Genomic DNA, 12,513 nt, shown 5'->3' with positions numbered 1-12,513 from the left:
ACGAACAAATTCTTATAACAATGGAACCAGCGCGGCGCGGGTTTTCTTTTGTAATTCATAAAAATCAATACCCCAGGCAGTTTTGTAATAACTTACCACAAGCGCTTCTTTTCTTCTCAATTTTGCCTGCGCATCCGCCTGGCTTGTACCATTTACGCTAAAACCCGCCGGAATTGAATTAATTAGCTTTTCCCATCCTCCTTTTCCCTCAATCAGCAACATGGCAATCGTTTCAACAAAATCATCATCAAAACCCGAACTTGAATAGGCGGTAACAAATCCATCCCGGCGCGCTTCTGCATCGGTGATATTAATCCAGTTTTCTCCCTGAAACAATCCCTTACAAATTGTTTTGAATTCAACCGGATAAAGAATGTTCTGATGTAAAATATGGCCGAATTCGTGCTGCAATGTGTGGACAAACTCTTTCACTTTAACTGAATCCGTGGCTGCAACATAACCGGCTGTGCTTCTCGTTTTGAAATTATTTACATCAAAAAGAACAATTTTTCTTCCGCCTTCCGCCTGGCCAAGTACCACACCTCCATTAGACAAATACTGCACACTTCCCGAAAGAATGAAAGTTTTTGGGGAATACATATTGAAGAATGTCAGATCTTTCTGCTGGACATATGGTAAAATCCAGGCACTTTTTACAACGCGTGACAATGGGATAATTTTCTCCTCTTTTGGCGGCACCAATGTTTTGGTTACATCTCCAAATTCAAACTGATCCCAACGATATTTCATCTGGATGTTATACGGTGTTGTCAAACTATCCAAAAGATATTTATCAATTGCCGTCGGAGCGATCACGTCACCACCCAGACCGGAAATATCGGCAACATCACCGATCGAATCTTCCTTACATGAACTCATCAAAAGAGCCAATGCGAGAAGAGAAAAGATATAGTTGAAGGTAATTTTTATATTCATTTTATAAGATCTTTAATATAATTTTCCAATAGCTAAACTTCACCAATACTTATCTCGGGTTTAATTGTATACCCGACTGAACGACAGATTGTGGCAATTGCAGTTGTCTTTTTGGATCATCGCTGGTTATAGAAATTGTTGCTCCCTCTTTCGTTGTGTGTACCACAGCAGTTCCATAACGAAGCATATCAAACCAACGCATACCTTCCTGTACAAATTCAATTCTACGCAGGTCTTCGATTGAATAAAGTAGTCCCAGGTTATTGTTTGAGGTTGTGTTGCTCAGTCCATAGTATGTTCTGATTTTTGCCGCAGTTACGGTCTGGGTCGTTACATCATAATTTCTTAGGCGCTTGCTCATGAACAGATTAATATCAGAAAGCGTAGCCGTCGTGTTTCCTAAATAAAGATTTGCTTCTGCACGATTGAAAAGAACTTCCTCGGCAGTAAATAGAGGAACCATTACATACGGATCACCTATTTCTGCATTAACTGACTGTTTTACGAAATACTCAGTCAATTTTGGAATAAGCAAATTTCCATCACCCTGCGTGTAAACCGGGAAAGCCCAGTTCGCGGAATTGCTTGCCAAAGCACTGATCTGGTTTATTTCTGACCATTTTGCATTGGTAAGACCATACCGATACTGAGCCACATAGCGACCATATACCGAGGTAGTTTCTACCAATAATAAATTTGCTGGTTCTGTCGCCCTTGTATATCTTTTGTACAAAGCGTCATAGGTCAATGGCAAATATTCTGTATTCCATGGCCGCAAATTGCCGGCAAGATCACCAGATGGGAAAACTGCATTGGCGTAAGAAAGCGTTTTGGCATAGTCCCTTTTTACCAAATAAAAACGGCTAGCAAATGCATTGGCAGCAGCAATATTGAAATGATATTTGGGAACCGTGTAAGAAACATCTTTGATCAAAGGAAGACCTTCCAATAAATCTTTCTCAATCATTTCATAAACATAAGCAACGGTTTTTCTTTCATATTGCTTGATCACAACATCTTCCGGCTCTGTTACATAAGGAATTCCCGGATCCGTTGCCGCGGTCGAAGGATTATAAAATTTTGAGAAAAAGCTTACAAGCATAAAATGCGCATAAGCACGGGCAACCAAAGCTTCTCCTTTTTGTGCTGAATAAATGGATGGATCCTTCGCCTCACCAATAATCTGAAGTGCCAGGTTTGTAGCTGCAATAGCCCGGTAAGCTTTTGCCCAATACATATCGGGGGAATCTTCAACGTTAACCGGCGCATCAACCACTTCAAAAAGATAAGACCCGCGGTTGACACGGTCGTCCTGCCCGACACCTTTATCCCCAACATTATCACTCATGGCTTCGCTGAAAGAAACGTAACCTCCCTGAGGATAAGCGGTTGTCAGCAATTGTGAAACCTGATCAGGTGTTTCTAATGTCGCCCTTGTGCTATCCGGTTCTTTTGACAAAAAGTCGTCGCAACCCATCAGCAATAGTAACGGCAGCAAAACAAAAATTCGGTTTATATATCTGTTTTCCATTTTCAATTTCATCATTATAAAGTGAACTTGATGGCTACCGTAAATTGCTTTTGAATCGGCTGAGCCACACCACCAGTATTAAAGAATTCCGGATCCTGTCCTTTCAGTTTTTTATCAGAATAAATAAGCCAAGGGTTAATTGCAGAAACCTGAATCGAAGCCGCAGACATACCAAGTCTTTTAATCGTCGTCAAAGGAAAACGATAAGCAAGTGATACAGATTTCAAACGAACAAAATCTCCGCTGGCTACGCGCTGACTGGAATAATTGTAAGTTGTGTAAGGATAAATTCCAGCCAGATACTGGTTTTCCAAAATATCCGGAATTGATGGAATATTCGTGATTTTTTCATCACCCGGCTTTTCCCAACGATCATTTAATTCTCTCGGCGTAGCGTCAAGATCACTGAAAGCAGGTCTCGAACCAGCCGTTCCTTTGTATAGTGGATTCAGACGAATTTTATTTCCGGCCTGTCCGGTAAGGAAAACGTTCAGGGTAAGATTTTTGTAAATAAATGTATTGTTCAAACCACCTGTAAGCGGCGGATCAACAGGTCCTTCGTATTTAAGATAAGAAGTATTCAAATCCTGAAGATAAACATCTTTGCTCACTTCTCCTTTTTCGTTCAGGAAAGTAGGCACGCCTGTTTTTGGATCAAGTCCGCGGTAATCAACAGAGAACAAACTTCTTACCGGATGCCCCTGAATATTGGCTCCTTCTGCTTTTACCATATCAAAAATAGTCGGAAGGTTATCAACACTCGTGATCTTTGTACGCGCATAACCTGCCGTGAAACGTGAACGCCATGAGAAATTTTGCGTTTTAAGAATTACTGCTTCGAGAGATAAGTCAATTCCTTTTGACTGCATATCCGCGTAGTTGGCAATTTTATAGGTTTGCCCGCCGATACCGGAAGTCTTGATTCTGTCAATCAGATCAAAACTGTTTCTTAAATAAACATCAGCTGTAATATTGAAACGGTTACCTAAAAGCCCAAGATCCAGACCGATATTCCCACTATAAAGTTTTTCCCAGGTCAGTTCCAGATTGGCAAGAGAGGCAAGATCAATGGCAGACTCTTTTTCATCGGTGTAAGGACGGTTTGTGATAATACTTTTTAGTAAAACCGCCGAATTTGTTGCCGGTCCGGTACTGGCAGTCAATCCGTAACTACCACGTAATTTGGCATAACTGATCCATGAAAGATTTTTAATAAACTCTTCATGATCAAGATTCCATGATCCCGCAACCGTCCATGTTGGCAGCCAGCGACCGATTGCCGATTTTCCGAAACGGTTTGAACCATCGTAACGGGCATAAGCGGTAAAGTTATATTTATCATCCAAAGTGTAACCTAAACTTGCATAAAAAGCAGCAAAACGGTCAAAACTTTTGGTCATTCCAAAATACTGGAAATTACTTTCAATGGTTTGTTTCAAAATCCGGTAATCAACAAAAGGCACACCACCCTGGTCATATTGATAACCATATCCGGTGTTATTCGAATTTTGCCTGTTTGTAAATTTTATTTCCTGACCAACCAGCGCGTTTATTGCATGTCTCTCGGCAAAAACTCTGTTATAACGAAGGTTATTCCGGACGTTATAAAAAGTCATATCATCTTCATTACGGTTGTAAAAACCACCACGAGGCAAAACGACAACCGGATAAGCATCAGGATCGTCCGGATCGCGGTAGAGGAATTTGTTTTTCAAAGCGATGGTAGAATTTCCAGCGGCCCGGTATGCATTGGCCATGTTAGAATTTTCAGTGATCTGATGTTCCTGGCCTGTGTGAATATAGCGTAGCGCACCTACGAAATCATAAGAAATATGCGGCGTAATTTTATAAGCCAAATCTCCCTGTAACCTGATATCGATCAGATTCAGATCGATGTAATTATTTTCAAGTTCAGTTAAAATGTTAAACGGTGCATAGTTTCTTCTGAAAAATTCGCGGTTTCCGTTTTCATCAAAAGCGGTTAAAGTACGGCTTGTATTTAAAGCATAACTGAATGGGTTTATATCAAAATCCCTTCCATAAGTTCCATCCACAGGATTGCTCTGGCGCGTTAAAGAACCAGGAGCGCGTTGCTGACGAACAGAGGAAAGTGTTGAAAATCCAAGTGTTAGCTTGTCAGATAATTTGTAAGTATTTCTGAAATTAAGTGTATAACGTTTCACTTTATCCACAACCGTCCAGCCGTTATCACTCAGGAAGCTGGTAGAAAAATAGGATTGGGATTTATCCGTTCCGAAAGAAACACTCAGGGAATGTTCCTGTAAAAAATTGTTTTTGAAAAGTATGTCAAACCAGTCCGTGTTTGCTCCGGCATAACGCAAGAGAAATGCCTTTTTGGCTTCCGGCGTGTTAGCAATTCCGAAATTGCCATTGGCATCAGCATTTAATAAACTGTAATATTTTCCGTAAACACCATAATCAGGGTTATCCAGAACATTTGTGTTCAGATATCCTTTTCTTTCCAGTTCTCCCAAAACAGACATCTGTTCGGCAGAATTCATGATGTTGAAATTTTTGTAAGAAGGCTTTAACTGCGTACTGAAATTGCCTGAATAACTGATAACAGGTTTTCCGGCTTTTCCTTTTTTTGTTGTAATAACAATTACACCGTTCATCGCACGCGCACCATACAAAGCCGCCGCCGCTGCATCTTTCAGGATGTCAAAAGTTTCAATATCGTTTGGGTTAAGTCCTGCAACTGCGGAACCGAGCAAAGTAGTCGGGTCACCGCTGGAAAGCTGGTCGTTGGAAATATTTACAATATCTTCCAAAACAACACCATCCACTACCCAAAGCGGTTTATTATCACCATTTAAAGAAGTTGCGCCACGAATACGGATTTTTGGCGCAGCACCGAAAGTTCCTGAAACGTTCTGGATAGATACGCCGGCAGCCCTGCCTTCCAGCATACGACTAACGTCAGGAAGTCCGTCGATCCGTACGTCATCAGTTTTTAAGGTTACCGCAGATCCAGTAAATTTACTTTTATCAATTTGCTGAAAACCAGTCACAACCACATCCTGAAGACCAACTGCATCTTCATTCAATTCAATTGTAACAAATTTGGCAGCCGGAAATTCGGTAGGTAAAAAGCCGATCATGGTCACTACCAATGTGGCTCCTTCATTAATATCAGGCAAAACAAATTCGCCTTTTTCATTTGAAACTGTTCCTTTTTGAACGCCTTTTACCCGTATTGTGGCTCCGATCAGCAATTCACCGGCTTTACTTTTTACCACGCCACGGACTTCAATGTTTGCAGCTGCTACCTGCTTTGGGTTTATTGTTAACACAACACACAGAATAGTGCATAACAAGAACACAAAGAATGGTCGAAAACCACTGGTCCGATAAAAAATCTTCATACTTGAATGGTAGTAAATTTCTATATTAAATAGGTCTCAAATTTTAATGAACTCAATTATACAATAAACAATCTAATAAACGATCATTCAGGGGTTAGATATATATCAACCATAAATAGTATTTCAGAAAATAATATTTTCAGTATACACTAAAATACCAAATTTGTGACAGCAAGTGACTTTAATAATACAAGATATGTATGGAGAGGGGTGTATGGTAATAAATGTAAGGAAAAAAATTTCTTATCCCATTATTGGTTACATTTATTAATATAATTTTTACGCTTTTTCGCGGTCTCTTAGTGCTAACCCGATCAGTTCCGCCGTATTCTTAACATTGGCTTTTCGCATAATACTGGCGCGCTGGTTCGCTACTGTGTTGGAGCTTATTGTAAAATGTTCAGCAATATCTTTACTACTCATTCCTTCGGTAAGGCATTGTAAAATCTGCTGTTCCCTTGGTGTCATTTTGTTCCACACCGATGCCGGATTCCCAATTTTAGATTCAGGAATTTCCGTTTCTTTTTTAGGAAGAATGAGATTTCTTATGATGATTGAAGACGCATTGGGAGGATAATATAATTCGCCGGAAGCAACGCTGCGCACAGCTTTCAGGATTTCGTCTCTGCCTGTATCCTTCAAAAGATACCCTGCAGCCCCGCTTGTCACGGCCGATAAAATGTAATCCGCATTGTTGTGCATGCTAAACACAAGGATTCTTACATCCGGAAAAACCGGAACCAATAATTTGATTGCTTCCAAACCTGAAACGCGGGGCATGGTCAGGTCAAGTAAAACCACATCGGGCTTTAACTTTGAAACCTTTTCCAGTACCTCATCACCATCCGACGCCTCTCCTACGATGAGAATATCATCCTCATCTTCCAGCAAGGTTATGATACCTTGCCTCACCACTGAATGATCATCAACGACCAGTATACGTATTGGCATCTCGTTCAGATTTATGATTATATGGGGATATTAATAACCAGCCTCGTGCCGGTATCCACGTTTGATATAATTTTCATTTCACCGTTGAGCAATTGCGTACGCGTCCGGATATTTTCAATTCCGTTTTGTGTTAAAATGGATCCGTTTTTATTTTTCAAATTACTAATTAAAAATCCTTTCCCATCATCCTCAATCTCCAAAAATATCTGATTCGTGTTTTGTTCTAATTTTATCTTTATATTGTCCGATTCAGAATGTTTCACAGCATTATTTAACGCTTCCTGAGCAATCCGGTAAAGGCCTGTTTCCATCGGTTTACTGAGTTCAAGGCGACCGGAAGTGCCATAATATTTTACTGAAATGCCAGACATTTCCTCCATTTGTTTACAAAGCAGATTCAATGCGGCGCTTAATCCAAAGTCACTTAAAACAGATGGCATAAGGTTAAATGAAACCTGCCGTGTTGTCTGGATTGTATCCTGAATGAGTGCAACCAGTTTATCAAAACGTAACCTGTATTTTTCATCGTCAAATTGCATTTGTTTGAGCTTTTCGGCCTGAAGTTTTAATCCGGTTAGCATTTGTCCGATACCATCATGCAATTCCAAAGCGAAACGCTTTCTTTCTTCTTCCTGCCCTTCAATTAACGCAGCAGCCCTGACTCTGTTTTCGGCCAATTGTAACTGATATTTTTCTTCTTCGCTTCTTATGAGATCATCCTGTGCCCGAATGAGTTGACTGTTGGCAATTTTTAACTTTTTATTTGCGACTCTGACAGCATCCTCAGATGCGGCCAGCAAACGAACAACCCGTCGTGTAGTATTCACAACGGGCCGGAAAATTAAAATACCTTCTGCCAAAAGAACTATGAGTGTCAGAATATCCAAAATCCATTCAATTTGTTCCAGAATCCTGATACGCCCATAACTTTCCCTGTCAAACTGAAAAACGATTGCATCCATTTGATTCAGAAAAACAGGTTCTGTTGTCAAAATAATCCGTAACGCTTTTTTCTTTTCTCCTTCCGGAACCGATTTGTTAATCACAGTCAGAAGATTTGTATAGATTGTCTGGAAAACAGGTTCCAGATTTCTGTACATGTTTTTAATCGAGTCACTCTTTAAAACAACAAATTCACTTTCCATCCTGATCCGGCCGCGAAGTAGTTGTTCGTGACTGACCTTCCAAATGTTGAGTAATGAATCGATTTTGACTGAATCACTTGTTGGAATTTTTTCGGTTTGTAGAATGGCCAGTTTAGTAAGTCGCTGGCTTAACATACGCTGGCGACCTGCAACGTTTACAATCCGGCTGTCATGGTTGAGATTATTGATTGTTCTCCTGATGAGGAAAAGTCCGCTGACTGTCAGCACGGCGACCAAAGTCAGCGCGACGATATAATAACGGGTCAGACGATCCGCAACCTGACTTTCGAGTTTTTCCATTTATTACAAACCGATGTAAACCTGATTTTCTTTCACGATAACCGGAAAGGTATTGATTTTATAGCCATCATCGTTTAGGCAATCGCCGCTTTTTAATGAAAATGTCTTTTTATGAAACGGACAGGCAACTTTTGGCTCTTCACCCTGGCTTCCGATCATACCGCGCCCGATGGCCATTTGCTGTCGGTGCGGACATTCGTTATCAGTTGCATACCATTCTCCTCTTCGGGCGAAGTTGAAAATTGCAATTTGCTTTCCTGCAATTAGAGCACAGCCGCCTCCGTCTTCGGGAATATCGCTTACGTTGCAGGCGAGGTGCCAGGTTATTCTGTCTTTTGTGTTATATGTTGGTTCCATGATGATTTTTGAATGTTTTAGGAATGATTGAATGGCATTGTCTCCTCACGATGGATCCGGGCCGGATATTATTCACACCCCGGTTCCATCGGGCATTGCCCGATGCTAAGATATGACGGCCTTTCAGGCCTTTGTCAGACCCATTCTTTGGCTCGTTTTTGGGTGCGCATTTCTTCGAATGATACGGTCGGATCTTTGTCCGGGACGTTTACGAAATGGTTGTAGCGTTTTCTTAACTCCGGGCTGTCAACAACTTCTTTCCATTCGCATTTATAATTGTTGATCAAAGTCTGCATTTCATCTTCGAATGCGGACGCCAGTCCTAATAAATCGTCTACCACAACCGCTTTCAGATATGACATTCCACCTTCCATCTTATTTAGCCAGGTCGCTGTTCTTGTCAATGGATCAGCAGTTTTTATGTAAAACATCAGGAATCTGTCGATCAGTTTTACACAAGTTTCCTTGTCTACATCCGAAGCCAGCAATTGCGCGTGCTGCGGTTTTGAACCGCCATTTCCACAGACATATAAATTCCATCCTTTTTCCGTCGCGATGATACCAAAATCCTTACTTTGCGCTTCTGCACATTCACGGATACATCCGGAAACCGCCGACTTAAACTTATGCGGAGCTCGAATTCCTTTATATCGATCTTCAATTTCGATCGCAAAAGAAACAGAATCCTGCACACCAAACCTGCACCAGGTTGATCCCACACAACTTTTTACGGTTCTTAATGCTTTTCCATAGGCATGCCCGCTTTCGAAACCCGCATCAATTAATTCTTCCCAGATCAGCGGCAAGTCATTGACGTGCGCACCGAAAAGGTCAATTCTTTGTCCGCCTGTAATTTTGGTATACAGATTGTATTTTTTAGCAACCTGACCGATCACGATTAATTTATCCGGTGTAATTTCTCCACCCGGAATTCTCGGAACGACAGAATAAGTACCTCCTTTTTGAATGTTTGCCAGATAGCGGTCGTTGGAATCCTGAATCGGCGCACGGTCTTTTGTCAAAACATTTTCATTCCAAAGACTGGCCAAAACGGACGCTACGAGTGGTTTACAAACTTCGCAGCCGTCTCCGTGTCCAAATTCATTTAAAACTTCACCATAGGTTTTCAACCCGTTCATTTTCACCAGATCAAGCAATTCCTGGCGGGAATGATCAAAATGTTCGCAAATAACCGTTTTGATATACTGGCCATTTTGCTTCATTACGCCCTGAATAATATCTTTTACCAAAGGCACACAACCACCGCAACCGGTTCCGGCTTTACAGGATTTTTTAAGCAGATCGATCGTATTATTCCCGTTTTCGCCCACTTCCAGACAAAGCATCCCTTTCGTAATCGCTTCACAAGAGCAGATTAGCGCATCATCCGGCAAACTCATCACGCCAGCGCCTGCTTCTTCTCCACCTCTTGAACCTAAAATCAGATCTTCGGAATCTGGCGGCAGAATTGTTTTATTCTTGCAGGTTTGCAGAAGCATATTATATTGTTCCGCATCGCCAACCAGAATTCCACCCAGCAGTTCTTTACCATCAGGCGAAACATTGATTCTTTTATAAATTCCTTTGGCTTTATTCTCGTATCGAATTGTTTTACAAGCCGGTTCCTCAATAAACGGATCACCAAAACTGGCAACATCGGTTCCGATCAGTTTCAGTTTCGTCGACATATCATAAGGCAAAAATTCCTTATCAACACCAGTCAACGCGCTGGCAACTACATCAGCCATTTCATAACCAGGAGCAATTAAACCATATATCATGTGATGCGCCAAAGCACATTCTCCAATCGCAAAAATGTTGGGATCAGAAGTTCTTAGTGCATTATCAACAATAATTCCTCCGCGGGGATGTGTTTCCAATCCGGCGATTTTTGCCAGTTCATCGCGCGGGCGGATACCGGCAGAAATGACCAGCATATCCACATCAAGAAAAGAATTGTCGTTAAACTGCATTCCTTTAATACAATTATCACCGACAATTTCCTGTGTACTTTTCGCCAGATGGATATTCAAACCAAGAGATTCCAACTGGTTTTGCAGGATTTTAGAACCGGCGTCGTCAATTTGTCGGGGCATCAGGCGGGATGCAAATTCAACAACATGGGCTTCTTCCAGGCCCAGATCAAGCAGCGCCTTCGCAGCTTCAAGACCAAGCAAACCTCCTCCCAGAACGGCTCCTCTTTTTGCCTTGCGGGCATAAGACTGGATCAGCTCTAAATCTTCAATAGTACGATAAACAAAAACACCATCCTTTTCCACGCCTGGAATGGATGGAACAAACGCGCCAGAACCCGTTGCCATAATTAGATAGTCGTAATGCACTACATGACCATGGTGAGAACGAACCAGTTTTTCCTCGGTATCGATGTCAACAACAGGGTCGGAAAGAAATAGTCTGATGTTATTTTCTTCATACCATTCCTTACTCGCCATCGTAAGATCGTCCGCAGTCTTACCAGCAAAATACTCACTTAAATGTACTCGATCATACGCCACGCGAGGTTCTTCCCCAAAAACCGTCAGCATGAATTCCTGATCATTTTTTTTCTTGGCCAGCAATTTCTCGCAGAATTTGTAGCCAACCATACCATTGCCAATGACAACAATATGCGTGTCTGTGTTTGCTTTCATAGTTATAAGTAACTATTAATTTTGAATAACCCTGTTGTTTTGTTGTATTATTTTAATAATTACTATATTTCATTATCTAATAGTACATGTCAAAATTAAAACGTGTTTTCATCAATTCCTAACTTTTAATTCTAATTTAAGTTAAAACTCATACTTATTTTTTGGCAAAAGTGTTGTTTTATAAAATATTGATGCTAATTTTGATCCAACAAACAGATATAGTTAAATTTTACTATACATAGTACATTTCCAATATTCACCAGAACATATATATATAAAGATGGAGCCGAAACTTACACTCGTGGGAGCAGGTCCGGGAAACGGAGAGCTGATTACTTTAAAAGGAATTAAAGCATTGAAAACAGCAGATGCCGTTTTATACGATGAGCTTGTCAGCACCGAAATTCTTGACTTCGCACCGGAATCCGCATTGAAAATATATGTTGGAAAAAAAGCAGGTGCCGCCTCTTTTTCTCAGGATGAAATAAATGGATTGATCGTCAGACTTGCCCGTAAGCGCGGACACGTTGTCCGTTTGAAAGGCGGCGACTCTTTTGTTTTCGGACGCGGTCATGAGGAAATGGAATTCGCCCGCGATTTCGATATTGCCTGCGAAGTAGTTCCAGGCGTTTCGAGCTGCATTGCCGTTCCTGCATCTTTGGAAATTCCGGTTACCCGTCGTGGTGTGAGTGAAAGTTTCTGGGTGATCACAGGCACAACCAGAAACGGGGAATTATCGGATGATATGCGCCTGGCCGCTCAGTCGAAAGCTACGATTGTGGTTTTGATGGGGATGAATAAGTTAAATGAAATTTGTGACCTGTATAAATATTTTGGCCGCGGACATTTACCGATGGCGGTGATCCAGAACGGAACCCGCCCGGACGAAAAAAGTGTGATCGGCCAGGTTTGGGAAATGCCGCAATTAGTGAAGGAAAATAAACTGGGCACACCGGCAATCATTGTGCTCGGAGAAGTTGTTGGATTGCACCCATCCTATGCGATGGAATATTTGCAGAGCGCGAATCTGGCCTCTTAAAATAAAAGCCGATCCGGTGTGGGGACACCAAAATCGGCTCATGTATTATCCCAACAGGGCTATTCAAACCAAGGGATATTGTTTATGTTTCACACAAACGCTTCAAATAAAATGGAAAAAAGAACGTAAAGCAAATTCCTGAATATCCGGAGCGCACGGAGCTGCCTCTGAGATCGAATTCTGTCACACCGTGACGTCAGTATCTTTTTTCATTTTA

Annotated in this window: 8 protein-coding genes; 1 reads left to right on the top strand and 7 read right to left on the bottom strand. The window is 41.4% G+C overall.

What is annotated here, in order from left to right:
* Positions 1-12 precede the first annotated feature (12 nt).
* The 7 genes from IEE83_RS02750 to nirB all read right to left on the bottom strand — a co-directional run bounded on the left by IEE83_RS02750 (position 13) and on the right by nirB (position 11,257).
* Positions 13-936 (bottom strand): zinc-binding metallopeptidase, encoded by a 924-nt coding sequence (locus IEE83_RS02750; RefSeq protein WP_194119094.1) that lies wholly within the window; start codon positions 934-936, stop codon positions 13-15.
* Between the two features lie 49 nt (positions 937-985).
* Positions 986-2,482, bottom strand: coding sequence for a RagB/SusD family nutrient uptake outer membrane protein (locus tag IEE83_RS02745; RefSeq protein WP_228101652.1), 1,497 nt, complete (start codon positions 2,480-2,482; stop codon positions 986-988).
* Positions 2,482-5,781: a SusC/RagA family TonB-linked outer membrane protein gene (locus IEE83_RS02740; protein ID WP_310588463.1), complete on the bottom strand. Its 3,300-nt coding sequence runs from the start codon at positions 5,779-5,781 to the stop codon at positions 2,482-2,484. The genes IEE83_RS02745 and IEE83_RS02740 overlap by 1 nt, the downstream gene beginning before the upstream one ends.
* A gap of 351 nt (positions 5,782-6,132) precedes the next feature.
* On the bottom strand, positions 6,133-6,804 hold the full coding sequence (locus IEE83_RS02735) for a response regulator transcription factor (RefSeq protein ID WP_194119092.1): 672 nt from the start codon (positions 6,802-6,804) through the stop codon (positions 6,133-6,135).
* 17 nt (positions 6,805-6,821) lie between these two features.
* A complete protein-coding gene (locus tag IEE83_RS02730) occupies positions 6,822-8,249 on the bottom strand; it encodes an ATP-binding protein (protein WP_194119091.1) in 1,428 nt (475 codons plus the stop codon).
* 3 nt (positions 8,250-8,252) lie between these two features.
* On the bottom strand, positions 8,253-8,606 hold the full coding sequence (gene nirD, locus IEE83_RS02725; RefSeq protein ID WP_194119090.1) for a nitrite reductase small subunit NirD: 354 nt from the start codon (positions 8,604-8,606) through the stop codon (positions 8,253-8,255).
* 134 nt (positions 8,607-8,740) lie between these two features.
* Positions 8,741-11,257 carry a nitrite reductase large subunit NirB gene (gene nirB / locus IEE83_RS02720; RefSeq protein ID WP_194119089.1) on the bottom strand — a complete coding sequence of 839 codons (2,517 nt, stop codon included), beginning with the start codon at positions 11,255-11,257 and terminating at the stop codon, positions 8,741-8,743.
* A 280-nt stretch (positions 11,258-11,537) separates the two neighbouring features.
* Between nirB and cobA the strand changes: the two genes are divergently transcribed.
* Entirely contained in the window at positions 11,538-12,296 is a 759-nt protein-coding gene (gene cobA / locus IEE83_RS02715; protein WP_194119088.1) for a uroporphyrinogen-III C-methyltransferase, read from the top strand.
* Positions 12,297-12,513: the final 217 nt, after the last annotated feature.

Source organism: Dyadobacter subterraneus (genome assembly GCF_015221875.1).
Taxonomy (GTDB): Bacteria; Bacteroidota; Bacteroidia; order Cytophagales; family Spirosomataceae; genus Dyadobacter; species Dyadobacter subterraneus.
This window is presented reverse-complemented; position numbering and strand designations above follow the sequence as displayed.